Annotated in this window: 28 protein-coding genes; 9 read left to right on the top strand and 19 right to left on the bottom strand. The window is 47.4% G+C overall.

The genetic code is table 11. From position 1 onward, the window contains the following. Window positions 1-95: 95 nt before the first annotated feature. Genes KIT90_RS02970 through flgB form a run of 12 tightly spaced genes read right to left on the bottom strand, consistent with a single transcriptional unit; the run spans window position 96 to window position 10,098 of the window. Window positions 96-1,136, bottom strand: a complete 1,041-nt coding sequence (locus tag KIT90_RS02970) for a flagellin (protein WP_038895884.1) — start codon at window positions 1,134-1,136, stop codon at window positions 96-98. An 11-nt stretch (window positions 1,137-1,147) separates the two neighbouring features. Next, complete coding sequence (flgL, locus tag KIT90_RS02965; protein ID WP_020195736.1) at window positions 1,148-2,047, bottom strand: flagellar hook-associated protein FlgL; 900 nt, start codon at window positions 2,045-2,047, stop codon at window positions 1,148-1,150. A gap of 12 nt (window positions 2,048-2,059) precedes the next feature. Continuing rightward, window positions 2,060-3,433, bottom strand: coding sequence for a flagellar hook-associated protein FlgK (gene flgK / locus KIT90_RS02960; RefSeq protein WP_285375132.1), 1,374 nt, complete (start codon window positions 3,431-3,433; stop codon window positions 2,060-2,062). Continuing rightward, window positions 3,434-3,982, bottom strand: a complete 549-nt coding sequence (locus KIT90_RS02955; RefSeq protein ID WP_285375130.1) for a rod-binding protein — start codon at window positions 3,980-3,982, stop codon at window positions 3,434-3,436. It lies immediately after the preceding gene. A gap of 10 nt (window positions 3,983-3,992) precedes the next feature. Then, a complete protein-coding gene (locus KIT90_RS02950) occupies window positions 3,993-5,114 on the bottom strand; it encodes a flagellar basal body P-ring protein FlgI (protein ID WP_038895878.1) in 1,122 nt (373 codons plus the stop codon). Further along, a complete protein-coding gene (flgH, locus tag KIT90_RS02945) occupies window positions 5,114-5,785 on the bottom strand; it encodes a flagellar basal body L-ring protein FlgH (protein WP_005435900.1) in 672 nt (223 codons plus the stop codon). Before flgH ends, KIT90_RS02950 begins: the two co-directional genes overlap by 1 nt. Window positions 5,786-5,817: 32 nt before the next feature. Then, window positions 5,818-6,603, bottom strand: a complete 786-nt coding sequence (gene flgG / locus KIT90_RS02940) for a flagellar basal-body rod protein FlgG (RefSeq protein ID WP_005432423.1) — start codon at window positions 6,601-6,603, stop codon at window positions 5,818-5,820. 39 nt (window positions 6,604-6,642) lie between these two features. Then, window positions 6,643-7,374 carry a flagellar basal-body rod protein FlgF gene (gene flgF / locus KIT90_RS02935; protein ID WP_005435899.1) on the bottom strand — a complete coding sequence of 244 codons (732 nt, stop codon included), beginning with the start codon at window positions 7,372-7,374 and terminating at the stop codon, window positions 6,643-6,645. A gap of 12 nt (window positions 7,375-7,386) precedes the next feature. Then, window positions 7,387-8,586 carry a flagellar hook protein FlgE gene (gene flgE, locus KIT90_RS02930; RefSeq protein ID WP_005535960.1) on the bottom strand — a complete coding sequence of 400 codons (1,200 nt, stop codon included), beginning with the start codon at window positions 8,584-8,586 and terminating at the stop codon, window positions 7,387-7,389. A gap of 26 nt (window positions 8,587-8,612) precedes the next feature. After that, window positions 8,613-9,299, bottom strand: a complete 687-nt coding sequence (gene flgD / locus KIT90_RS02925) for a flagellar hook assembly protein FlgD (protein ID WP_005535962.1) — start codon at window positions 9,297-9,299, stop codon at window positions 8,613-8,615. Beyond that, window positions 9,299-9,733 carry a flagellar basal body rod protein FlgC gene (flgC, locus tag KIT90_RS02920; RefSeq protein WP_005432431.1) on the bottom strand — a complete coding sequence of 145 codons (435 nt, stop codon included), beginning with the start codon at window positions 9,731-9,733 and terminating at the stop codon, window positions 9,299-9,301. Before flgC ends, flgD begins: the two co-directional genes overlap by 1 nt. A gap of 2 nt (window positions 9,734-9,735) precedes the next feature. Next, window positions 9,736-10,098, bottom strand: coding sequence for a flagellar basal body rod protein FlgB (gene flgB / locus KIT90_RS02915; RefSeq protein ID WP_285375127.1), 363 nt, complete (start codon window positions 10,096-10,098; stop codon window positions 9,736-9,738). 78 nt (window positions 10,099-10,176) lie between these two features. On the opposite strand from flgB, the gene flgA reads away from it, so the two are divergent. The 4 genes from flgA to KIT90_RS02895 all read left to right on the top strand — a co-directional run bounded on the left by flgA (window position 10,177) and on the right by KIT90_RS02895 (window position 12,578). Further along, window positions 10,177-10,974: a flagellar basal body P-ring formation chaperone FlgA gene (gene flgA, locus KIT90_RS02910; RefSeq protein WP_122069414.1), complete on the top strand. Its 798-nt coding sequence runs from the start codon at window positions 10,177-10,179 to the stop codon at window positions 10,972-10,974. Between the two features lie 138 nt (window positions 10,975-11,112). Continuing rightward, window positions 11,113-11,394 (top strand): flagellar biosynthesis anti-sigma factor FlgM, encoded by a 282-nt coding sequence (gene flgM / locus KIT90_RS02905; RefSeq protein ID WP_270051233.1) that lies wholly within the window; start codon window positions 11,113-11,115, stop codon window positions 11,392-11,394. Window positions 11,395-11,416: 22 nt separating this feature from the next. Further along, window positions 11,417-11,854: a flagellar export chaperone FlgN gene (gene flgN / locus KIT90_RS02900; protein ID WP_009705036.1), complete on the top strand. Its 438-nt coding sequence runs from the start codon at window positions 11,417-11,419 to the stop codon at window positions 11,852-11,854. Between the two features lie 46 nt (window positions 11,855-11,900). After that, window positions 11,901-12,578 (top strand): lytic transglycosylase domain-containing protein, encoded by a 678-nt coding sequence (locus tag KIT90_RS02895; protein WP_285375335.1) that lies wholly within the window; start codon window positions 11,901-11,903, stop codon window positions 12,576-12,578. 404 nt (window positions 12,579-12,982) lie between these two features. Here KIT90_RS02895 and KIT90_RS02890 read toward each other — a convergent pair whose 3' ends face one another. Beyond that, a complete protein-coding gene (locus tag KIT90_RS02890; RefSeq protein ID WP_005443683.1) occupies window positions 12,983-13,501 on the bottom strand; it encodes an NUDIX hydrolase in 519 nt (172 codons plus the stop codon). Between the two features lie 228 nt (window positions 13,502-13,729). Between KIT90_RS02890 and KIT90_RS02885 the strand changes: the two genes are divergently transcribed. Together KIT90_RS02885 and KIT90_RS02880 are read left to right on the top strand one after the other, a co-directional pair. Beyond that, window positions 13,730-13,990, top strand: a complete 261-nt coding sequence (locus KIT90_RS02885; protein ID WP_005443680.1) for a DUF333 domain-containing protein — start codon at window positions 13,730-13,732, stop codon at window positions 13,988-13,990. Window positions 13,991-14,253: 263 nt separating this feature from the next. Next, entirely contained in the window at window positions 14,254-14,913 is a 660-nt protein-coding gene (locus KIT90_RS02880; protein WP_039987106.1) for a hypothetical protein, read from the top strand. A 15-nt stretch (window positions 14,914-14,928) separates the two neighbouring features. Here the strand turns inward: KIT90_RS02880 and KIT90_RS02875 are convergent, their stop codons facing one another. Continuing rightward, the gene (locus KIT90_RS02875) at window positions 14,929-15,765 is read right to left on the bottom strand and encodes a YdcF family protein (RefSeq protein ID WP_285375119.1); all 837 of its coding nucleotides are present in this window, start codon (window positions 15,763-15,765) and stop codon (window positions 14,929-14,931) included. Window positions 15,766-15,909: 144 nt separating this feature from the next. Between KIT90_RS02875 and KIT90_RS02870 the strand changes: the two genes are divergently transcribed. Together KIT90_RS02870 and KIT90_RS02865 are read left to right on the top strand one after the other, a co-directional pair. Next, window positions 15,910-17,280 carry an L-serine ammonia-lyase gene (locus KIT90_RS02870; protein WP_005443674.1) on the top strand — a complete coding sequence of 457 codons (1,371 nt, stop codon included), beginning with the start codon at window positions 15,910-15,912 and terminating at the stop codon, window positions 17,278-17,280. A gap of 374 nt (window positions 17,281-17,654) precedes the next feature. Continuing rightward, window positions 17,655-19,130, top strand: a complete 1,476-nt coding sequence (locus KIT90_RS02865) for a peptide MFS transporter (RefSeq protein ID WP_005443672.1) — start codon at window positions 17,655-17,657, stop codon at window positions 19,128-19,130. Between the two features lie 80 nt (window positions 19,131-19,210). Here KIT90_RS02865 and KIT90_RS02860 read toward each other — a convergent pair whose 3' ends face one another. Beyond that, complete coding sequence (locus tag KIT90_RS02860) at window positions 19,211-20,482, bottom strand: Nramp family divalent metal transporter (RefSeq protein WP_005443670.1); 1,272 nt, start codon at window positions 20,480-20,482, stop codon at window positions 19,211-19,213. A gap of 223 nt (window positions 20,483-20,705) precedes the next feature. Continuing rightward, on the bottom strand, window positions 20,706-20,945 hold the full coding sequence (locus KIT90_RS02855) for a hypothetical protein (protein WP_009705043.1): 240 nt from the start codon (window positions 20,943-20,945) through the stop codon (window positions 20,706-20,708). A 209-nt stretch (window positions 20,946-21,154) separates the two neighbouring features. Between KIT90_RS02855 and KIT90_RS02850 the strand changes: the two genes are divergently transcribed. Beyond that, window positions 21,155-22,045 carry a LysR family transcriptional regulator gene (locus KIT90_RS02850; RefSeq protein WP_285375117.1) on the top strand — a complete coding sequence of 297 codons (891 nt, stop codon included), beginning with the start codon at window positions 21,155-21,157 and terminating at the stop codon, window positions 22,043-22,045. Here KIT90_RS02850 and KIT90_RS02845 read toward each other — a convergent pair. The 3 genes from KIT90_RS02845 to KIT90_RS02835 all read right to left on the bottom strand — a co-directional run bounded on the left by KIT90_RS02845 (window position 22,042) and on the right by KIT90_RS02835 (window position 24,948). Continuing rightward, on the bottom strand, window positions 22,042-22,827 hold the full coding sequence (locus tag KIT90_RS02845) for a phosphotransferase enzyme family protein (protein WP_373417656.1): 786 nt from the start codon (window positions 22,825-22,827) through the stop codon (window positions 22,042-22,044). The two genes, KIT90_RS02850 and KIT90_RS02845, sit on opposite strands and share 4 nt — an antisense overlap. A gap of 159 nt (window positions 22,828-22,986) precedes the next feature. Then, on the bottom strand, window positions 22,987-23,862 hold the full coding sequence (locus tag KIT90_RS02840) for a LysR substrate-binding domain-containing protein (protein WP_285375112.1): 876 nt from the start codon (window positions 23,860-23,862) through the stop codon (window positions 22,987-22,989). Window positions 23,863-23,982: 120 nt separating this feature from the next. Then, on the bottom strand, window positions 23,983-24,948 hold the full coding sequence (locus KIT90_RS02835) for an OmpA family protein (protein ID WP_045413387.1): 966 nt from the start codon (window positions 24,946-24,948) through the stop codon (window positions 23,983-23,985). Window positions 24,949-25,079 lie beyond the last annotated feature (131 nt).

Genomic DNA, 25,079 nt, shown 5'->3' with positions numbered 1-25,079 from the left:
TCTTTTCTGGGTTACGCAACCACTAGTGAATTGAGAAGGGAATCTTGGAGTGTTCTTACAGCGCTATTTCAACTGGGTCTATTTCAAATAAAGAGTTATTTCAGCAGCGCCACAACAGTATGACGACGAACATTCGCTTGCGCATTCAGTGCTTGGAATGTCGAGCTAAACTGACCGGAAGTGGCCATAAAGCCATCGAGTTTCGCATTCACATCAGCAGCACTTAACTGCTTGGATTGGCTCTGCACAGTGCGCATTTGGGAGTTCAACTCACCGTGAAACGCTTTGGCTTCTTCTAAGCTAGTTTGCACTTGTCTTATGTGCTGATTCACTTTGGCGATGGTTTGCTTGATTCCATCACGAGAGCCTAAATCAAAGCTCAACTCAGCGATGCCATCCGGTTCTGATTTTAGGTTCAGAACATTCGCTTGCCCTGCAGGAAAACGATGACCTTCGCCCGTCACTAGCACCTTTTGCTGCATTTGTTGATATGCCGTATCGCGCGCTTCAAACAAAATGGTGCCGTCTTCTGCCAGTGACGCTCGCATGCCCATCGCAATCAAACTGCGGTCGAGCATTTTCACAGTGCGCGCACCATCGGCTTGACCATCAAATTGGATCATCACCGACTGGCCTTGCGGAAAGTCTAGACGGATTTGCTCGGCTTTCTCACTCAAACGATGCACGTTCAAACCGGGAATGGAGAAACGGCGAATATCCGCTTTATCCAGTTTGAGGTGCAGTTCGTTATCAATCACTTTCTGTCCGTCAAAGCGTGCCTGTTCAACCACTTGTTGAATCGACGCTTTAGAACGTACTAGCCCTTCTTGCAAACCGGGAACATTCTGCACGCCTTGGTTGACAGCTTGGGTCAAACCTCGCTTGATTTGAGTGAGCTCTTTACCAATCACTTGCAACGACTTAGAGGCGATTTGCACCGCAGTTGCTTGTTGCTGACCTTGAGTAAGCTGAATACCGGAAACGGAATAGGCTGACGCGGTGTCAGCCTGAACTTGCGTAGGACGCGGCTTAATCGCACTGCTCGAATCCGCTGAGCGGGTTGGCATGATAGAGGCTTGTTCTTGCCCACCTAAGCGTATGCTATGGGGTCTTACCTCTACTGTGCTCATCACCATACAAAACTTCCTTAAATACGATCAAACAGGTTGAGATCGTTGATCTTCACGTAGCTAGCTTGCGTTGCTTGTAACGCCGCCATGTAGTTGCTCAAACGTACTGACGCCTCACCGTAATCCAATGCAGATAAGTCACTGGTCACCTTATCAACGAACAACTTGTTTTCACCGTGCGCGCTGTCCATTAGGTCAAGGTTGTTATGGCGACCACCAATTTCTGTCATCGCTCCCAGTACGTTCGCCAAGGTATCATCAATGGCCGATAAGCTAGCGTCTACTTCCGCTTGAAAATTCGGACTCGGGTTCTCAAATTCTGCAATCAAAGCGTCGATTTGGTTCAAAACATTATCGCCGCCACCAAGCTCCAGAATCTCTTTTGCCGTCATGTTGGAATCCATAGTCACGCCTTTCGCGACGGTTACCACACGCTTATCGCTGTTGCCATCAACTTGGTACGTACCGCCTGCATTACTCACCGCCGGCGTGTCCGTCTGAGTACCTGAAAACAAGTAATGACCTTCTTCGTCTTGGGCGTTGAATGAGGATTCAATCGAATCACGGTAGCTTTTAAGCTCGATGATCATGCCACTACGATCTTCATCGGTTAATGTGCCGTTCGCGCCCCAAAGCACCAAATCACGCACACTCTTCAAGCTCTCGTTGACCGAATCCAAATGGGTTTCTTGAGCAGAAAGTGTGGTTTTCAGATTGGCGATATTACTCTGGTACTGGCCGATCGCGCTGTTTTCACGTTCAAGGTTCAGTAGCTTTATCGACGCCATAGGATCGTCAGAAAGCTTGGTTAGTCGGTCACCCGTGGCCATTTGTTGAAGAACATGCCCCAAACCTGCGTTGTTGGTTTGCAGGCTTTGCAGCATCATTTGGCTAAATTGACTGTCACTGATTCGCATCTCGGGTTCCTTTTAGAATAACTGCAATACAGAGTCGAAAAGCTGGTTAGCGGTGCTAATGACTTTCATGTTGGCGTTGTGTGCATTAGCGAATGTCATCAGATTCGCCGCTTCTTCATCGCTGTTCACCGCACTGACGTTGTCGCGCGCGGCATGCGCTTGTTTGTTCATTGCCGCTTTAGCTTCATAATCCGCTTCTGCTTGGCGTGCTTTGATCGCCGTTTCACCAACCATTGCGGTGAACGCATCGTTTAAGCTCAGAGAGCCATAGCCAGTGACTGAAACTGGCTTATTGCTCAGTTGAATTAGGTCACTCAACACATCTGCATTACCCGGAGTGCCATCGCTGGAGAACGCTAATTCTTCCGCACTGATATCAGTAATGGTGAGGCTCGCTGCTGGGTTAGCCGGATCGTAGCTAAACAATGGTTTGCCCGGATTGCCGTTGAGATCTTGCCCTGTCGCCAGCACAGCGTTGTATTCATCCGCCAATGCTTTTGCCATGTCATCCAAAGCGACTTGGTTTGGCTTAAGCACTTCGGTTTGATAATCGTTAATCGCACCCAACTTACCGCCTACAGAGTGGTCAATGACAAAGCTTTGCGAGGCGAAATCGACACTCAAATCCGCAAGATATGGGTCGCTTGGATCTGGCTTCGCTGTCAGCTGACCATAATCCGAACCCATTACCAAAGGCTGACCAGAAGCGAGTGTCACCTGCATGCTTCCGTCTGGTTGGTCGGTAGTTTTGATTTCAACGATTTGAGAAAGCTCACCAATCAGCACATCGCGAGTGTCCATCAATTGAGCCGGATTGCCGCCCGTGCCTTGCATCTCTACGATCTGCTTGTTCACATCCGCAATGTTCGCCATCAAGCTATTGGCATGGTTCAACGCCGCAGTGCGCTGGTCACTCATGTCTTTATGCTGATTATGAAGGGACTCAGTTAACGTATTGAAACGACGCGCCAGCGCTTCTGATTCATTAATGATCTGCTGACGGTATGGGATCGATTCTGGTTTTACTGTGGCATCATTAAGCGCAGCATTGAGGGAATCTAACCCCGCAGAAACACTAAACCCATCCGCGCCAAGCGTGTTCTCAAGCTGGCTCATAGCGGTGGTATAACCTGCCGAATACGCCGCTAAACTGTTGGTGGACCACGTTTGCTTCACCAAGAACTGGTCAGTGACACGACGAATGCTCGTCACTTCAACACCCATGCCTGGGCTTAGCTTGTTGTACTTACCGTCACCGACAGACGCGGTTAGCGCTTGTTGGCGGCTGTATCCGGGCGTATTGATGTTTGCCACGTTTTGCGCAGTCACATCCAACGCCACACGGTTCGCGTTTAAGCCTGAAAGGGCGATATTAACAAGGTTCATTTACAGCTCCATTTTCCTGATCAGCGGCTGAGTAAATGCGGTCGTCATTCCGGCTTCACCGAGCACTTGTTTAACAGAGGCGACCGCTTGCAGCGTGGGATTAACTGCATCGCTCTTTATCGCGATTTCATCGTTTTCAAGTTGTGATGCGCGTTCAAGACTGACCACTTTTCCATCGTTCGCCGGAGAAACATTACGTGATTGGTCGAAAGCTACTTCACGCATTGAAGGGCTCAGTTGCTGGATCAGCATATTGGCGATGCCGGAGTTCTGTTTTTTTGCCAACTCCATCGCCAATTGCCCATCGTACATATCGCGAAACACGCCTTGTTGTTGGCTAGCAAACGGGCTGTCTTTGTCGGCCAATACATCACTGCTGCTGCGCATTTGGCGTAGCACCATTTGTAGGAACATCGCCTCGAATTGACCCGCAACCACTTCAAGAGCGCCCTCTTGATCGCGGCTTTTCTTGATGCTAGCTAGGGCGCTGTTGTCGTGATACAGCATGGTATTGAGTTGTGCTTGATCACCGCTCGTATCTAACTTCATCGCTAACTCCTTAAATCACCACAAGCTCAGCATTCAGTGCGCCCGCTTCGTTCAATGCTTGCAGAATCGACATCAGATCCGTTGGCGTTGCGCCCAAGCTGTTTACTGCGTTGACGATGGTGTTCAGTTCCGTACCCGGAGGCCAAATCACCATTTGCGCTTGCTCTTCGTTTACTTCGATTTGGGTTTGATCCACGACTTTGGTTTCACCATCAGCAAACGCGTTCGGTTGGCTGACTTGTTGAGATTCGGAGATCCGAACAGTCAAGTTGCCGTGGCTTACTGCCGCTTCACCAACCTTAACGTTCTTACCAATTACCACCGTACCCGTACGTGAGTTGAAGACGATTCGAGCTGGTTTGCGACCTTCTTCCACGCTCATTTCTTCCAACATCGACATCATGGTGACACGCTGTTGAGTGTCCATCGGCGCACGCATTTCGACGCGCGCTTTGTTGATGGCTTTCGCTACGTTTGGACCAAAAGTATTGTTGATTTCACGGGCGATATTCTTCGCTGTCGTAAAGCTAGGCTTGCGCAAGTTCAGAGTAATTTCGTCACGCTGGTTGAAGTCGGTTTCGATTTCTCGCTCTAGCGTAGCTCCGTTTGGAATGCGACCCGCGGTTGGCGTATTCACTTCTACCTTGGAGCCGCTTCTGCCTTCGGCTGACAAACCGCCAACAACCACGCTACCTTGAGCAATGGCATACACTTCGCCATCGATACCGCGTAGTGGCGTTAGCAGTAACGTGCCGCCACGTAAGCTTTTCGCATCGCCGATAGAAGAAACTACTACGTCCAGTGTTTGACCCGGTCCCGCCATTGGGTCAACGGATGCGGTAACACTTACGGACGCCACGTTACGTAATTTCGGGTTCATGCTGTCATCAATCTGAACACCAAATTGGCGCAGCATGTTAGTAATCGATTGAGCGGTGAATTTCACTTGGTTACGGTCGCCTTGACCGGCCAAGCCCACCACTAAACCGTAACCGACCAATTGGTTTTCTCGGATGCCCTGCACATCCACCAAGTCCATGATCGGAATTTCTACTTCGGCTTGTGAAGTGGCAGGAAGTCCCAAGGTCAGAGCCAATAGGAAAGAAGTAAAGAATGCGTTGATTGGCTTCATTAGAATGGTACCCATGGGCTGTTGAAGAACTGAGTCAGCCACCCGGCTGCGTTGCTGTCGGCTAATGCGCCACGACCAGCGTAGGTAATGCGAGCATCCGCAATACGTTGAGAAGACACTTGGTTGCTGCGGTTGATATCATCAACACGCACAATACCTGTTAGGCGAATAAACTCGTCGCCTTGGTTGAGTCGGAGCCACTTTTCACCGCTAATGCGAAGCACACCATTTGGCAGTACCTCATGCACAGTCACGGTGATCGCCCCTTGTAACTTGTTGCCTTGCGAGCTAGATGCGCTGCCATCGAAGTTACGGCTGCCATCAATACTCACGCCTAACTCATCAATGGTTTTGGTGCCAATAGTTGGCGTAGCAAAGTCAACGGTAGAGCTTTTACCAAACTGGGTGCCCGCTTTCTTACTGGACTCGGTCTCTTCAGAAAGCTGCACAGTCAAGACATCGCCCACGCGGTAAGCGCGGCGGTCTTGGAATAACGTCATGGTGTATTGGTGACGATAAAGGCTGCCGGATTTGGCTTCTGGCAAGGTGTAATCCAGCACTGGCGGCGCGTATTCCTCTGTGTTTGGCTCAGGTGGAATAAACTCCTGACGCCCTGCACATCCCACCAGCAACACGACGGCAACTGCCCAACTCTTCGAAAGCCATTTCATTGCTTTTTCCTTCATCATCACCAATTTCTTACTTACATCGATTGCGCGACAAACTTCAGCATGTCGTCTGCGGCAGAAACTACTTTGGCGTTCATCTCGTACGCGCGTTGAGTGGTGATCATGTCGACCATCTCTTCCACTACCTGCACGTTTGAGCCTTCTAAAGCGCCCTGTTTGATGCTGCCTGCTCCGTCTTCGCCTGCAATCAATTCATCCGCAGGACCACTTGCTTCTGTCTCACGGAACAAGTTACCGCCAACGGCTTCTAAACCGGCTGGGTTGATGAACTTCGCCAGCGTGATTTGACCCAACTGCTGCGGCGTTGGATCGTCAGCCGATGTGGTTGTTACCGTGCCATCCACACCTACAGAGAAAGAAATCGCGTTGTCTGGGATTTGAATTTGTGGCTCTAGTGGCAAACCTTGGCTGTTGACCATCAAACCCTCTGAGTTGATGTGGAACTGACCATTACGCGTGTACATGATCTGACCGTCAGAGTTTTCGATTTGGAAAAAGCCTTGCCCCATCACCGCTAAATCCAACTCTTGAGTGGTATTTTGTGTATTGCCTTGAGTGAAGACTTTCTGCGTACCGACTACGCGAACACCGGAACCAAGCTGAACACCGCTTGGCAGTTCATTCACTTGATCGACTTGCGCGCCCGGCTGACGCTGAATGCTGTAAAACAAGTCTTCAAACACCACGCGGTCACGCTTAAAGCCGACCGTGTTAACGTTCGCTAGGTTGTTAGAGATGGCAGTCATTTTGGTATCTTGAGCTGCCATGCCCGTTTTACTTACCCATAATGCTGAATGCATTGGTTATCTCCTTTGGACGAGAACCCCTTGCTGAGAGGGTTATCTCGCCGCCATCAATTTGTTTCCGGCTTGCGCCAAGGTTTCTGCGGTTTTCATCATGCGGACCTGCATTTCAAAGTTACGTGTCAGCGACATCACGCTCAGCAGTTCATCAATGGCAGACACGTTACTGCCCTCAATGTGCTCTGGTGAAAGCTGCACGGTTTCATCCGCAGGGAAAGGCACGCCATCTACGCTGTGTAGCAAGCTGTCGCTCTCTTTTTGCAGTTGGTTGATTGGTGGTTTCACCATCTTCAAGGTGCCCACTTCCACTTCTGCACCACCACCCGGAGGAATCACAGAAACACGGCCACGTTCACTGATTTCAATCTTCTGAAAATCAGGCACAACGATTGGTCCGTTTTCACCGACAACCGGGAAGCCATTGATGCTCATTGCGCCAAAGGTATCGACTTTGATGTTGCCCGCTCGGGTGTATGCTTCATTGCCAATTGGCGTTTCGACGGTGAGGTAGCCCTCTCCCATGATCGCCACATCGAGAGGACGACCAGTTTTCATGATGTCGCCAGAATCAAAACGCGTTGCGGCTGAATTGGTCACCACCATGGTGCGGCCATCAAAGCCCGCACCTTGTAGCTCAACGCTGCGAACGCGTTCCATATCGGCACGGAAACCTGCGGTGTCGGCATTCGATAAGTTGTTCGAACGTACGTGCTGAGCCTTAAGAACTCGACTTGCACCCGACGTGGCAGTAAATAACAAGCTATCCATGCGACTCTCCCGTTACACCGCGTTGAACAGAGCTTGAGTCAGCTTGTCATTGGTCGAAATGGTTTTCGCGTTCGCTTGGTAGTTACGCTGCGCCGTCATGAGCGCAACCAGCTCGCTGGTTAAGTCAACGTTAGAGCCTTCTAGCGCACCCGGTGTTAAGTCACCCAATGTGCCCGTACCCGGAACACCCATGATTGGCGCGCCTGAACTAAAGCTTTGTGTCCAAGCCGTGCCGCTCACTTTCGATAGACCTTGTGTGTTAGCGAAATCCGCAAGCACAACCTGACCTTGCAGCTGAGACTGACCATTGGTGTAAGTCGCGTAAACCATGCCGTTGTCTTCCACTCGAACGCCCGCAAGCTCACCTGAGGTGTAACCGTTAGGGTTGTTGGTGCTCACGCCAAACGCAGCGCCAAACTGAGTGCTGCCGTTCAAGCTGATATCAATGCTCATTGCGTTTGCGCCCGCTGCTGGGAATGCAACGTTGAAAGAACCTGTTGGAGAAGCTAGCGTGCCGTCAGTATTGAATTGAACCGTTTGAGCCGTTGCTGGCGTCGTTGGTGCACCGTCGACTTCCACGTTCACTTGCCATTCGTTATCTGATGTCTTCGTGAAGTACTGCGTTACCGTGTGCGAATTACCAAGTGAGTCGTACACCTTAGTAGTGTAAGAAGAGTTGAATGAGTTTGGATCGGAAGAATCGAATGGGTAAATCGCTTGATCGACTGCCGTTGCGCTTGCATCGAAGTTCGCCACAAAGTCCAGATTGTCGGTCGCTTTTGCGTTAAGTGAAGAGGTAGAAACTTTGATGTCGCCAACAGAACCAGTTTGAAGGTTCGCGTTGTTGTCTACGCTGTAACCTTGCAACTTGGCACCGTTATTTGCGGTCACAAAGTTGTTCTTATCAGTGCCAAACACACCTGCGCGAGTGTAAAGCATCTGCCCCATGTGATCTTTCGTCACGAAGAAGCCGCTGCCGTTGATTGCCAAGTCCATTGCACGGCCTGTGCCTGTCACCGAACCATTCTTATCGAAGTTCTGAGAAATCGACGCCACTTCTACGCCGCCCGGTTGCATACCGTTGTAAACCGCTGCAAATTCTGTTCGGCCACCTTTAAAGCCGTACGTTGATGCGTTGGCAATGTTGTGGCTGATGGTGTTTAACTCTGTGTTGGTCGCGTCCAGACCACTAAGTGCGATGTTAAAACTCATAAATAACCTCTGATTTCCTTATTTGGTTAAGCACCAAACTGAGTGATTTGATAGAAAGGAACGTTGCCAACGCCTTGAACATTGACCAGTGCTGCGCCACCTGAGCTAGGAATTCGTACCTGCTCAACCGTGCCTGCCAGCAAAACATTTGGGCTCTTTTGCCCTTCTTGAACTTCCACCGCGACGGTGTATTTACCCGGCTTTAAACCGAGCTCTTCGGGATTGATCGAGAACTCGACGTCACCCGCACCGTGTGCACCTAAAGGCACTTTGGTTGATTGGCCGAACTCATCTTTGACGACTAATGTCACTTGGTTCGAACCGTGTTCTAGCTCGACCTTGCCACTTTGCACGCCTTCACCAAGTTCAAATTCATTCGAAGAGACGTACACGGTTTGACCAACCAAGCCTGCCGTTGAAAGCACCTGCATGTTGTCGAGCAATACCATGCTGTTTTGCATCAGCATCGACATGTTTTCAGTACTTTGAACTTGCGAAAATTGCGCTAGCTGGCTGACATACTCAGTGCCATCAAGCGGGTTAAGTGGATCTTGGTTTTGAATTTGCGCCACCATGAGCGAGATAAACTCGTTTTGCAGTGACGTTGCGCTGTTCATATCCGATGGGTTCGCTGAAATGCCGCCCGTATCACCACTAGCGGTAGTTGCGACTGGTGCATCAGAAGAGAGCGCAGTGTATTGTGCGAGACTCATTAATTACCCTGCCCTAGTCGAAGCAGACCTTGCTGCATGCTTTTCACATTCGTCAGCACTTCCACGTTAGTTTCAAAGCTGCGCGTTGCGGACATCATGTCGGCCATCTCTGACACCACATCAATGTCTGGGTAGTACACGTAGCCTTCGTCGTTCGCTAACGGGTTGTTAGGTTCGAAGCGTTTTTCTGCCTGACCCGCGTTCTGCACCACATCTACAATGCGCACTTCCGCATTCGGATAGACACCGTTTTCCGTCGCCATCTGCGTTTTTTGATACACAGTGGCGAACACAGGTTTGAGTGCTTTGTAGGCATCATCCGGATTGGCAGACACCGCGTCGGCGTTGGCAAGGTTACTGGCTACCGTGTTCAGGCGAACGGTTTGCGCCGTCATCGCCGAGCCAGTGATCGAATAGATATCAGTAAATGACATGTTTAACGTCCCTCAATCACTTTCGCCAAGCCACTGAATTTCATGTTGAGAAACGTCAGGCTGGTTTGAAAGTCCATGTTGTTTTGCGTGAACTTGGCTTGTTCAACGCCCAGTTCCACAGTGTTGCCGTCTTTGCTGTTTTGGTAAGGCACCGAATATTGCGCCTCAACCTGAAACTTCGGCACCGGTTTGTTCACACTGCCCGCTGACATTTGGTTCATCACGGTGGTGAAACTTAGGTCCTTTGCCAAGTACCCTGGGGTATCAACATTTGCTAGGTTACTGACGAGGACTTTGGTACGCTGAACGCGAAAATTGAGTGCCTCTGGATGTACACCTAACGCATTTTCGAATGTGATCGCCATGCATCTTTCCTTAAAGTCGGCTCGAATACGCCAAGATCAAAACAAGATGCATGCCATAAAATTTAGTTATATATATCAATGAATTACAAACAAGGAAGGAAGCCTCGCTTCCGGTTTACGGAAACCATTCAAACCAAGGGGAAAGGTCGATTTTCCTCAATCATGCTGCTTTGCGGTTTGGCTTTGAGTGCAAGCTCAGTCAGTGCTTTAGCTAATGAAAAAAACCTAACCGCAGACGAGTTAAAAGCCATTGTCGGCGAGCAGTTTGAGCAAGAAGTGACGCAAGTAGCACACTCACGCCAATGGGGAAACTACCAACTCGATTATCAAATATGGGTGCCAGGTTCTGCCAATCATCTACCGGTTTGTGACGCACCTTTGGCAATCACAGGACGCGATAATCGCCCGTTGCCTGTTGGGAATTTAAAACGTGCTGTCAGTTGTGAAGCGATGAGCTCTCCATGGCGCATCAATGTCACAATCAAATCAGCGGTGACGCTTTCTGTTCTTGTCGCCACCAACACAATCGACCGCAACGAAACCCTCTCAGCCTCAAACTTAAAATCAGAAACACGCACGATTTCACGCCAAGACGATTTCTACACGAAAACAAACCAAGCCATTGGGCTTGAAACCACCCGCCGCATTCGAGCAGGTCAAATCATTGACCCAACCAACTTAAGCTCGCCGCCACTGATCGAGAAAGGCAACGAAGTGATCATCATCGCTAGCAAAGATGGATTTAGTGCCAGCACCAAGGGGGTCGCTTTAGAACAAGGTAAAAAAGGTCAGCAAATTGAGGTAGAAAACACCAGTTCTGGCAAGGTGATACGCGCTGTCGTAACGGGGCTCAATCAGGTGCATACCCAATTTTGATTTTGGACTCAGGTTATCATTTTTCGATTTAGGCACTCGTCAGCGCAGGTGAACTTCGAGTACAAAAAATAAATATTTAATGTTCATCACACCCTAGTCGCCTATTCGATTTAGAACATGATGATTGAGGACAACAGCATGAAAATCGACAAAGTCGCGGGCGGTCATGTCCCACAAACTAAATTCCAGCAGGCGAGTAAAAAGCCAGTCGACACCATCGCACAGAGCAAAATTAACGAGCCAGCATTCCAAGCGAACACAGCTGCGATCGATCGCGCTCAAGCAGAAATGAAATTCCTGCCAGACGTAGACATGGCAAAGGTTGAGCAAATTCGCAATGCGTTGGCACGTGGTGAACTGAATCTAGATACCAAAGCATTATCCAAAGCAGTAATGCAATTTCACACCGGTCACGAGTAACGCAGCGCATTAGGAGTCATGCATGGCAACGGCGGCATCACAGCATATTCAGCAGTTTGTTCGTTCTATTTCCGAAGACATCAAACTCTACCAGCAATTGTTGGGGCTGATTCAACAGCAAAAAGCACTGTATTTGAAGTTCGATGGTGAGGCGCTAAGCGAGAACATTCAAAAACAAATGCCGATTTTGAATCAGCTTGGTCGCTCTGCAAGCGAAAGAAGCCAGTTAATGCGTAAGCTCGGATTGCCTTGTAATGAGACCAGTGTGAATCGTATTTTCAATGCCTTGCCAGCCAAGATTGGTACGCAAGCGAGAAAACAATGGACGCTGTTGGAATCCTTGGTGAAACAATGCCAACAGGACAATCAGAGCAATGGCCAAAGCTCTGCAGCGTTCCAAGAGTTAGTCAGTCAACTCAAACAACCTGTGCAACACACTTATGAAGAGCGCTCGTTCTAAACAACGATTCTCGCCTTGCCTGCAGAGTCTACCGCCATCCCGGTCGATTGCTGTGGGCTTTTTTGTTTTGTGCGTGATGTGCTTGTCTCCAATGACGATGGCCAAGCCGCATAAAGCCAGTATCGACCAGCAATATCAAGTGCTCGCGCCATATCAAACGCAAATTAGCCAACGTCTCGATTCCGTTAGCCCGCTTCTCGATCATATTTTCAAACAGCTTAAGCAAAAGTCTTTGCCCGCCAACTTGGTGTTAGTGCCCATGCTGGAATCATCCTACAACCCTAAAGCAGTCTCACACACCAATGCCGCCGGTTTATGGCAACTGATTCCTGCTACAGCGACGCGCTTTGGCTTGCAAGTCAACGATAAGCAAGACGAGCGCTTTGATACCAAAGCCAGCACTCAGGCAGCCATAAGATACTTGGAATTTCTGTATAACAAGTTTGATCAAGATATTGCGCTCACTCTGGCCGCTTACAACGCAGGAGAAGGTCGAGTTGCACGTGCCATCAAAAAAGCAGACAGTCGAGATTTCACGGCACTTACTTTGCCGAAAGAGACTCAGCAATACGTCAATCGCTTTTACGCGTTGGAACGTTTGGTGAACATACAGCAATTGCGTACCGATTCTTTCCAACCATTACTTTTGTTTGCAAACCATTCCACCATCTACGCCGAACCGCTTATAGACCTTAGTCGATTGCCTCCACTAGTGGAATTGTGAACACTCTCACTAAATTCCACCAATGTCAGAAGCACGTAAAATTACAAGATCCTGTTCTGCCAATTTGCAAACTCGTGATCTCGATGCAAACGCGTGCATAAAAGTTACGGTAATGTATCTCAAAGATAAGAAAGAGCAGTGGTTTGCTGATAATTTACCAACTTGCGCTTGTGTATTGGCTAGATATCCATCACATTACGTGTGCAAATAAAGTGAAAACCAATAGTTAGACCTATTAATTATTTACACAACAAATATAAAGCCGCTATTGTTTTCACAGATTGATACAAAAAACAGAATATCGAGATGACGCTTCGCTTGCGCGTCTGGAATAAGTCCGGGTTCCGGGGGGGAGCTCGGACTTTTTTTATTGCTTGGAAGTTACAATTTTGATCTGAGGAGGGTTACAGCAACTCTTTTGCGATAAGTTGTAGCAAGAAAGTTTCGCGTTCAATGCTCATGCCTTTCTTCGGGCTTTCCGCCATCGTCTTTTCATTGTGCGCGATCGCGTCGTGAACATTCATCCAAACTGGACGCATGCCGTTCTTCACTTCGTAATCTTCATAAGCCGTTTCACCTAGCTCACGGTCAATTTTGCACGTGTAGCAGTAAGACGTCATGTGCATCACATCGGCATCGTCTTTGTACCAAGGACGAAATTCTTCGAAGATGCCGTAAGGCTTGATGTTGTGAATGTTCTTCGCACCGGTTTCTTCTTCCAGCTCACGAACTAAACCTGCAATCACATCCTCACCGTCATCGATGCCACCGCCAGGCAGTGTGTAATCGTGGTAACGCTCTGTGTAAAGAAGCAGGACATCTTCACCGTCTAATACAATGGCGCGCGCCGCATTGCGTTGGAAGATGATTTTGTCATCCAGATGTTCGATGTCTGGGTGCGTGGTGGTTTTCAAATGTCTCATCGCAGAATCCGCTGTGAATGTTTTGCGCGCATACTACCGAAATTCATGCGCATTCCCAAGTTTCAATTTGAGCACGTCTGAAACAAATATAGGCGAACAGTGAGCAAATTCTAAAATTGCATAGAATTCCCCTACAAGCGTCGTGCTTTTAACAAACATAAGACAATATTTTTCTGAAACTCTCCTATAATCAACACACTACTCGTTAATCCCATGCGGAGATCAAGAATGAAAAAGACAACTTTAGTAACGGCAGTGGCAGCAGCGATGGTGTTGGCAGGTTGCTCAACTTATGACGGTGCAACTCGCTCAAATGAATACACATCAGCAGCAAACCCAGCAGCGGTATACTGCGTACAGCAAGGCGGCGAGCTAGATACAGTAACGGAAAATGGTGAACGCGTAACTTACTGCCAACTGTCTGAAAACGAGCGCTTTGAGCAGTGGGAATACTACCGCAACAACCACAAAGAAGATGGCGAGTCGTAAACAACATTAACATTTACGCAATCTAAGATTACAATTTTATCAACAAAGGAGCGTTAAGCTCCTTTTTGTTTACCGTAAATTTCCCTACTTTCTGATACTTACCCCTTTATCCATCTGCCTTACCGCATAGCGACACGATATCGAACGGCGTTTTATTCCTGACATTCCCCTGACATTACTTTCCACTTGGTCAATAAAATTTCTCGCGCACATCACGAAATTTCACGTTTTTTCCACATTTTTTACGGGAGCGGGTGGTCAGGATGAAAACAGATACAGTCAAACAAGCCGAATCGGCACAAACCAATGTGATTACTGAAGAGTCAAAGCGCATCATCTACAAATCGATGTTAAGTGCATTGACCATCATTGCGCTTAGTATTTTGGTCAACCTAAGTATCCGCGTGGACTACGTTTTACTCGGTTCAAGCTTGGGAGAAACCTCTGTTACGGAAACCTTACAGCTGATCATGTTGGCTGTTGCGTCTTGGTCTTTCTTCCGCATTTCTAAACAAGAAAGCCATGTATCACACGCGGCAATCTTGATCTCTGGGTTCTTTGCGGTATTGATGATCCGTGAAATGGACTACTGGTTCGACATGATTCACCACGGTTCTTGGGTCTTCCCTGCTCTTGCGTTAACTGCTCTAGCTTGTGCGAAAGCGTACCAAGGCGGTAAAGGCACGGTGAACGAAATGGCAACCATTCTACAATCACCTTACATGAAGCTACTTATTGGCTCGGTGATCTTGTTATTGGTGTTCTCTCGCCTGTACGGCATGGGTAGCTTCTGGCAACACGTAATGGGCGAGCATTACGTACGTGATGTGAAAAACATCTCAGAAGAAGGCATGGAGCTGTTGTGTTACAGCCTAATCGCGCTAAGTGCCGTACGCACACGTCGCGAACTTAAGCGTCAGTAAGTTGAAGTGGCTTACCTAGCCATTCGCTTCGGGGTCAAGTTGCAGGTTCAACGCCGTTAATATCGGATGAAACACTGCTAACGCTTGCTCTGCTGCAACCACTGAATCATCAAAGGCCGTCATTTCGATGGCCTTTTTCATATCTGCAATTTGCCCTCGTACTTCAGGCTCTAAATCGAGCGCATGAAGCTTTTCTATCGCTCCAAGAGCAATGGCTAAGGGCTTTGCTCGTACCTCAGCGAGATCACGTTCAAAGGCACCACGCTTGACTCCCTCTAGATACACGCGGTAAGTCGTGAGTTCATCAAACAATAGAAATGCGTCCGCTAAAACACCTGTATTGGGGTAAGGCACACTCACATGATGCGAAAGATCGAGTGGAATATTGAGCTTTACCCCCATGTCCGCACAACGCGACTTCAGCACGCGCAATAAGCCTTGTTCATCCATTAAGGTTTGAATCTCGATGATGCGCTCTAGGTGATAGTCATTGGAGAGTAAAGTGACTTCAATGGTTTGCCCGGCCTCGCAAAGACCACTTCTCAATAATTCCGCAGCGGCATTTTGCATGTTCTGCACCGTATTGAGTGAGCGATTCTCGATGATGACCTGCTGCTCAGGAAAATCGATTTCCCTAGCCTTGGCTAGCTGGCAAAAATAGCGGTACATCGCATCCGCTTCTGAAACGGTTTGTCCTTGAGTCACACCACCACAAAAAACCAAGGCAGTCGTCTCAAAGCAAAATTCGTTTAAAACATTCAACAGCGCTTCCACGCGTGAGCGACCTTCAGCACTCAACTGATCGTGCACCAACCGCTTACCTAGAATGATCACTACCTTGTTTAACTTCATTACCCAGATCTCAATTACTCATACTTTAGCGAACAATTTGTATACAAAAATTTGCTTTGCCAATACTCTTTCAGGCATTAACATCTAATTAACAATGTCGTTCTAGAGACCTGAACAAAGGTCCGCAGAGAAAGGAAGTCAATTATGCTGTCGATTTTCGATATTTTTAAGGTCGGTGTCGGTCCATCCAGTTCCCACACCAATGGCCCAATGCTCGCAGGTTACCATTTCACTCAATTACTTAGCGACTCTATGGCGAAAGTGCACAAGGTGCAAGTTGACCTTTACGGTTCTTTATCGCTGACTGGCAAAGGCCACCATACAGACCGTGCCACCGTCCTTGGTTTGATGGGCAATAAGCCCGATACCATTAAAATGACCAGCGCCAAGAGTGCACTGCAACATACCATTGAACATGGCACACTCTCGGTCGCAGGTGTTCATGAAATCGTGTTTAGCTATGAGCACGATATTGTCTTTCACAGTGATAACCTCCCTCTTCATGAAAATGGCATGACCATCACGGCTTATGATGCTGCTGGTGATCAGGTGGCGTTTGAAACTTACTACTCTATCGGTGGCGGCTTTATTGCAACCGCAGCCGAGTTGGAAAATGGCAGTTCCGAAGCGGAAGTACAGGTACCTTACCCATTCAAATCCGCCGATGAAATGCTAGAAAAAGCGGAGCAAAACGGATTCAGCCTAGGTGGAATGATTCTGCAAAACGAGCGTGCCTTCCGTGAACAGGAAGAGATCGATCAAAAAGCCGAACAGATCTGGAAAGTGATGTCGCTGTGCATGCAAAGAGGCTTTGATACCGAAGGTATTCTCGAAGGCGGGTTGAACGTAACGCGCCGAGCGCCAAACCTACTCAAAAAACTCGAAGCCAATGCGGCAGTAGAGAACGACCCAATGGAGATCATGGATTGGATTAACCTGTTTGCCTTTGCTGTAAGTGAAGAGAACGCTGCAGGTGGTCAGGTAGTGACGTCGCCAACCAACGGCGCTGCTGGTGTTATTCCTGCCGTGCTTATGTACTACCATCGCTTCATTAAGGAGCTAGATAACAAACAGTTGAAAGACTTCTTAGCCGTGGCGGGGGCTATTGGCATCTTGTACAAAACCAACGCTTCCATCTCTGGGGCAGAAGTCGGATGCCAAGGCGAAGTCGGCGTATCTTCTTCAATGGCGGCCGCAGGCTTAACAGCACTGCGTGGAGGCAGCAATGAGCAGATATGTATTGCCGCAGAGATCGCCATGGAGCATTCGCTTGGCATGACTTGTGACCCGATTGGCGGTTTGGTTCAGGTGCCGTGTATTGAGCGAAACGCGATGGGCGCGATGAAGGCCATTAACGCATCACGCATGGCACTGAAACGCACCAGCAAATGCCTTATTTCATTAGATAAAGTTATCGAAACCATGTACCAGACGGGCAAAGACATGAATAAGAAATATCGTGAGACCTCACTTGGTGGACTCGCGGTGATTCATATGGCCCCACCATGCGAATAGCATACTTTATATCAGTTTTTGCTAATTAATATTTTTCATTGTTGGCGGACAAAATTCCGCCAACGCCTTTGTTCGTGTATAAAAATCAGCCTGCCTCTTGCTTCTCTTCATTCTGCTTATTAATTCAGCGACTTTTCAAAACCTTAAAAAACACAAAAGAATAATAGTCTTACAAATTGTTATTTTTTAGTCATTTATTCACATAATTTTCAGTTGATCTAGAACAACACATTAGCGAGGCAAACGTTTCGCATTAGAAATTTTAGTGCATTAATTTCGTTTTATGCGACAATTGTTTCAATATGTAACATAGCGTTTAAGTAACATTTAACAGAAATAATAACTACCTTTCTCGCAATAGTGAGTATTTAATTATGTGGAATAAACTAAATAAATCTATGATGTTCTGCCAAATGATGTTTGGCTTATCATTTTACGGCGTGTTAGTCAGTCTGACGCGCTTCTTCTTAGAGGATCTGAATTACAACGAAGCTGATACCATGATGATCGTCGGTGCATTTTCGGCGATTGGCCCTCTATTTGCGATTGCTGGCGGCTTTATCGCTGACAAATTTTTAGGTGCTTACCGCTCTCTATCGATTGCCTTCTTAGCATTCGCATCTGGCTACGTACTGCTTGTTCTTGGTGCTTCGGCAACCAACGTACCACTTTCAATGTGTGGTATCGCGCTAGCAAGTTACGGCCGTGGTTTGATGTCTCCTTCTTACCCTAGCTTGTACAAACGTACCTTTAAGTCACAAGAAGACTTCGAGAAAGGTTACCCAATCAACTACTCAGTGAACAACGTGGGCGCTTTCCTAGGCCAATACTTGTTCCCTATGATTGTGTTGATCATCGGCTTTAATGGTGGTTTCACTATTTCAGCAGTGATGGCTGGCGCCGCATTGGTAATGCTACTTGTGTTCCGCAAAGGCTTGGTTGGCGTTGCTTCTGATCTGGATCGTCAAAGCGTAAGCATGAAGAACTGGATTTTCTTCGCGATCATCTCAGCAGCGATGATTGCACTGGTATTCTTCATGTTCTCTAACATGGATATCGGTCAAAACATCGTTTACGCCATCGGCGGTGCAGCGATTCTTTACTTTGTTTCTTTGATGTTGAAAGCAAGCAAAGCGGAATCATTGAAGATGGGTACTATCCTAATCGTTACCTTCCTAACCACCTGTTTCTTCGTTTACTACGGTCAAATGATGACTTCTATGAACATGGTAGCGATCAACACTCTGAAAGGTTCTCTGTTTGGCTTCATCCCACTAGAGCCTGAAGCAGCAATGGCAATGAACCCACTATGGTGTATGGTTGGTGGCCCTATCGTTGCAGGCTTCTTTGGTATGCTAGAAAAACGCGATATTCACCTATCAACAGCGACTAAGATTGCATTGGCATTCGTGCTAACCGCTATCGCATTCGGCATCCTAACGTTCGCAGTAACGACTGTTGGTGAAGACGTTATCATCATGCCTGAAATCTTCCTAGCGATTCACTTCTTCCAAGCAATTGCGGAAGTTATCGTAGGTTCAATGGTTGTTGCGTTCATTCTATCTGTGGCACCTAAGCACATCGAAAACTTCTCAGTAAGCTTGTTCTCTGTAGCAATCGCGCTAAGTGGTATCGTTGGTGCTGCATTCTCTACGTCTATCGCACTAGAGAAAGGCCAAGAGATCACACAAGAAATCGTACAACACGTTTACGGTGATTACTTCCAACTGCTGACTATCCTAGCGGTGGTAATGGTGGCTATCGCACTAGGTGCATCGTTCATCATTCGTAAGATGCTTGAAGCAGCAAAACAAAGTGAAGCTGAATTGGAAGTGGTTGAGCAAAACTAATTCTCTCTCAGCATCAAACAAAAAACGGAAGCCAAGTGGCTTCCGTTTTTTTATCGACAGAGAAAAGGAGGGAGAAATCATTAAGCAGTTAAGGTAACCATCAGATAGCCGTTGAGTGCCAGTACCAAAGTAACAATAACCATACCTGCGTAAGAGACCCATTTGTTGTTTTTGAACTCACCCATCAAGCGTTCGCTGTTGGTAAAGATAAGCAATGGGATAATCGCCAACGCAATACCAAAGCTCAATACCACTTGGCTCATCACCAAGATATCGGTGGTGTTCATACCCAAACCAATCACCACAAACGAAGGTGCCATAGTAATAAAACGTCGTACCCACATTGGGATAGAGAAGCGAACAAAGCCTTGCATCACCACCTGACCTGCCATTGTGCCAACGACGGTAGAAGACAAGCCTGAAGCAATCAACGAGACACCAAACAACACAGATGCGGCTTTACCTACCAATGGCGTTAGCGTCATGTACGCTGTTTCAATTTCCGCCACATGTTGGTTGCCCGAGTAATGGAATACGGCTGCTGCCATCGCCACAATTGCGATATTCACAAAGCCTGCAATCACCATTGCAATCAACACATCAAAGCGAGTGGTACGAAGGCGAGTTTTGGTGCTTTCGCCATAGCTGTTTTTGAACAGTGCAGAATGAAGATAAATCACGTGAGGCATTACAGTCGCGCCTAAAATACCCGCAGCAAGGTAGATCTGGTGCGAATCAGTAAAGGTTGGGGTTAGCAAACCTTTCACCATTTCACCGCCCGCAGGGTGCGCAAAAAACAGTTCAGCAATGTAGATAACCGCGACCAGCATCAAAAGCGAACCAATCACGACTTCTAGCGGTTTTTGACCTTTCTGGTTAAGCATCAAAATCATCACGGTTGCTACCGCAGTGATCATCGCACCTTCCATTAAGCTAATTCCAAACACCAACTGAAAGCCGACTGCGGCACCGATAAACTCGGCAAGGTCTGTTGCTATCGCGATGATTTCAGCTTGGATCCAGTAGAAGCCCACCGCCCATTTATTTGGTAGGTGATCACGTAGATGCTCTGCTAGGTTTTTGCCTGTAACGATACCTAGCTTGGCGGATAAATACTGAATCAACATCGCCATTAGGTTTGCCCATAGCACTACCCAAAGTAGCTGGTAACCAAATGAAGATCCTGATTCAATATTTGTCGCAAAGTTGCCTGGGTCGATGTAACCAATCGCGGCAATAAACGCCGGGCCTAACATCAGCATTTTACGTTTGATTTTATTGAATGCCGAAACTTTTGATGTTGTGGCGGCATCTAAATGTATGGATGCATTATTTATCGATACATTACTCATGGCGATATTCCTCTCTAGTCGATGAGAGAATCATACGCCCACCCAAATGAGAATCAATATCATTTAGGTGCGCAAAAACGGTAATTAAGATTTCAACAATTAATTTTTAATTATCGATAAACAAAAGCTATCAAAGATTTCTGTTGAATTTGGGTTGCTATTACCTAAAGACAACAATGCCGCGTTAGACGCGGCATTGAAAGCGGGGGATGGTTTCGATTACTTAGTCGCGACGGCCGCGCAATTGAATCGGTTGGTTAGAAGCGTCTGTTTGAATCATCACGCCACCGTAAGTAGCGTCATTACGACCTTTAAGAGTCAGGTTAGAATCCGCGCGCTCCACATTAACTTGGTTTGTTTGGCTAGTAGCCATATCAATGGTACCCGTGTATGAGCCATCGCCAGCGAATGCTACATTCATTGAACAAGCCATTAAGCCTACTAGTGCGATTAGTTTTTTCATACGTCACCTCGATTATTTGTGGTACATCGTTTCGATGAAGAAACTGTAGCAACAGTTCCAAAGTAGCACGAGGAAAACCCGAATTTACCAAATGGAAATCCTCGGTCAAAAAATGCTTTTCTGCCATAAACTTAGAATTGACCATCCCCTGTCTTTTTTTATGGGAGGCGGAGTTATGATGCCGTGGCAACGTTGGCTGGAGTAAAAGAATGACAATGAATCTAGATATGCAAAACGTCTTGGTATTAAAGCGCATGTATGAGCTGCGTAACGTTCGTTTAGTGGCAGAATCAATGGGGAAAACCTCAGGTGCCATCAGTAAGAACTTAACCAAGATGAAAGCGCAACTGGACGATCCTTTGTTCATTCAAACCAAAAATGGCTTTGAGCCGACCTCGTTTATTGAAGCCAACATGCCTCACTTTGAACAGATCCTCGCCAGCGCAGACGCCATTAAGCCACAGCAGTTTTCACCAGATTTATTTACGGGCGAGGTTGCCATCTATGCCAATACACTGTTTTGGGATCGTTTTGGTGACAAGCTTTATCTCGAACTACTCAAGCAAGCACCAAACGCCAGTTATGCCTTTTTAAGATGGGGGGCAGATGCGCGCAATCGCATCATTGAAGGTGAGAATGCCATTGCGATTCACTACTTTGATGAAGACCTGCCTCAATCCATCGCTCAAAAAGAACTTGGTCGAGGGAAAGCCGTCTTCTTTGTGAAAGAAGATCATCCTGCGCAAGACTTTCAATCTTTGAGCGATTACACCTTTGTTCTGTTCAAAACACCGGGGTGGAACGATCACAAATACCCGCTTTTGGATCGATTAAGAAACATCGGTTTTCACGTTGAGCCCAAAGTTGAGATTGAGCACCCTGCGATGATTCACAGCATTATCATGAACACCGACCATTTCGGTATTACCATGAGTGGTAACGTTCCTGAATCATGTCGCAGTATCGAGCTACCAAACGGGCTGGAACTTGGCGTGAGCTTTGTGATGAGCTGCCGACGTTCTCAGCAGCATGACCCACAAAACCAATGGTTGTTTGACGTGATTCAATCCATCATTAAGCAGCATTCAAAGCCAGATTAAAATTTGATTTCGCCGAGTACTCCGAGCGTAATGGCTTGGTGGTGCTTATTAATGTATTCAATATCTTGCAAGTAAGCGGTATGGTGACAGTCCTCCATATTAGCTTGGAACTGAGCATCGCCCTTCGCAGCCATTGACCGCATGTGGTCTACCAACGCCGTCAAACGCAATGTCATTACCTCAACCAACTCTTCACGTTCTAATCGAGTACAGCCATAAGCATCACAGAAGATCTTGGCTCTGCGAATTTGCTCCTCAAGCGTACCCATTTTGTCGTCTTGATCAGTTTTGAACGGTGCCCAGCCATACACAGAAAAGGCGATGTCCCAAATTCTAGGTGCTGGGTGCGCGGTATCAAAATCGAATACTCCCACCACAACATCGCCCTCTAACGCAACGTTATAAGGCATAAAATCGCCATGGCAAATCACCTCTTTTGGAGAGCGTGAAGGCAGCATCCAGTGATGGACATCTTGTGTATTGAGCTTGAGAAAACTTTCAGAGGCATCGTGAAAACGACGTAGTAGTTTAGCGGCGGATTTCAGCGCCATGAGCGAGCTAATTGGCCCTTCTAGCGGGTAATTGTAAGTCTCGCCTTCAACGAAAGTCAGCAGCTCTTTTCCTCCCTCGATGGAGACGGCTTTTGGGCAAGCAGTAAAGCCGTGGCTATGGAGATGTTGGAGTAATTGATGAACCGTCATCGTCCAATGACTGGCAGGCCGGCTAACGAGCTCTCCCTTACGATAAATGGCATTCTCTCTGCCACCTTCTAACGCTTCCATTACAGCTCCTTGATGCTCAGAGCGTGCGCTCTGTGAGTGATGACGACATGAAACGTACTTCGTCATCTTAGCACTCGAACTTTACTCATGGAGGCTGATAATGTTTCAGATTGTTAGATAAATCGCAGTTCGTTTCCGTCTTGTGATTGAGCCCTAAAATTACGCTTCTAGACTTTGCCTTAACCACTCGATAAATGCTTTCACGTGCGGCCTTTCTTCACCGCGAACAATCATGTGATGCGCACCTCGACTTGGCATCGACCAACCTCCGATTTGCACCAACGACCCTTGCTGAAGATGGTCCTCGACCAATAAATCTCTTACAAGCAAAATTCCCAATTGATTCACCGCAGCTTCAATCGCTAACAGAGAGTGCTCAAACTCTCCTGTGAGCTTCACTCCTTTGCATTCGACGCCTTGATACGCTAACCAACACTGCCACGTTTCTTGGTAGCCTCCCGTAGCTAACTTAGGCAAACGAGCAAGATCAGATAAGTGAGAAATGGGATTCAGATGCAAAAAGCCAGGGCTTGCCACCACAATCCAATTTTCTTGTGTCAGTTGAACGGCTTGCTGTGACTGCCAATCGCCATAACCGTTAATGATCTCCACATCAGCGATATCACTGTTGCTCGGCATTGCGTTGGCGGTGGTAGAGACTTTAAAGCTCACTTTAGGATGTTGGCGATGGAAATCCGCCAGTCGTGGCATTAGCCATTGAGAGCAAAAGCTGTGTGCCACGTGTAACGTTAACTGCGCTTGCTTTTGTCGGGAGAAAAGATGTTGAGTCGCAGCAGATAAACTCTGAAAGACATGACTTACCACAGGTAAATAATCATGAGCAGCTTGAGTGAGATTGAGCTGAGCACCATTGCGTTCAAACAAGGTGGCGTCTAAGTAAACTTCGAGGGATTTAACCTGCTGACTGACCGCCGCACGGGTGACATTGAGCTCTTCTGCCGCCTTGGTAAAGCTTTGCAATCGAGCGGTTGCTTCAAACGCTTTGAGAGAATTGAGTGGCGGTAGGTTTTGCATATCAGGCTCCAGACGAACAAGTAAGAAAATACTATGACGGAGCTGTGACAGATAAATGAAGGGGAAACAAAAAAGCCAGCGTCAGACGCTGGCTTTTAAAGTTACTGATTCAATAATGAATTATTGAGCAGCTTCTTCAGTTTGGTATTGGAACGCAGGAACAACAACTTCTACACGACGGTTCTCTTCACGACCTTCGCGAGTTTCGTTGCTAGCTACTGGGTTAGCTTCTCCCATACCTTTAACAGTCATACGGTCTGCAGCGATACCTTCAGCTTGGAAGTGATCAGCAACTGCTTGTGCACGCTTCTCAGTTAGCTGTTGGTTGTAAGCTTCAGAACCAGTTGTGTCACTGTAGCCGTTGATTTCAACTTGAGCTTGTGGGTAAGTGTTCATTAGCTCTACAGTACCGTTGAACGCAGAAGCGTCTTGTAGTTCAGCGCTTTCTAGGCCGAATTGTACTGTTGCTGTTTGAGCTGGGTATTCGTTCTCAACGATGCGAGTCGCTGGACGAGTCTCAACTACTTCTTCTTGAACTACTGGCTCAGAACCGAACTTGTAGTTGAAGCCGATACCGAAGAAGTCAGCATCCATGTCGTCGATGATGTCATCAGACATGTCTTGGTAACGTTGGTACTCAGCGCGTAGGCTCCAGTTGTAGTTGATTTGGTATTCAGCACCTAGAGAGCCAGTTGGTACGAAATCTTTCTCGTCACCAGCCATCATGTATGCAGCACCTACTTTAGCAAATAGGTTCCAAGAATCAGTTAGAGGAAGGTTGAACTTAGGAGCTAGAGTTAGCGCCCATAGGTCACCGTCAACTGTGTTTAGGCCAGCTTTGTTGAAGTTAGCTGTGAAGTTACCTAGGTAATCAACACCGTATTCAGCTGCAACGTATTCGTTGAAGTTGTAACCAATGTGCATACCAGCTGCGAAGCTGTCGTCATCACATGGAGCGTCTAGGTGACATGCGTCGTTTAGAGCGTTGTAACCAAGTTTGCCGCCGATGTATGTATCAGCAAGAGCAACATTCGACATTACGCCACCAGCTAGAACGGTAGCCACTGCAAGAGCGATCTTTTTCATTATTTTTCCTTTATGCGAGGCGACCCGATTACTTTCCCCAGAAAAATCTGTTTTTAGGAAACTCAGAACCTACACTGTTTTCAAGTGATTAAAAACTACGCCAACAATCTCTATTAACGCATCATCATGCG

This window comes from Vibrio sp. B172a, from assembly GCF_030248355.1.
Lineage (GTDB): Bacteria > Pseudomonadota > Gammaproteobacteria > Enterobacterales > Vibrionaceae > Vibrio > Vibrio owensii.
The sequence above is the reverse complement of the archived record's forward strand: the minus strand, read 5'-3'. Positions and strand labels throughout refer to the sequence as shown.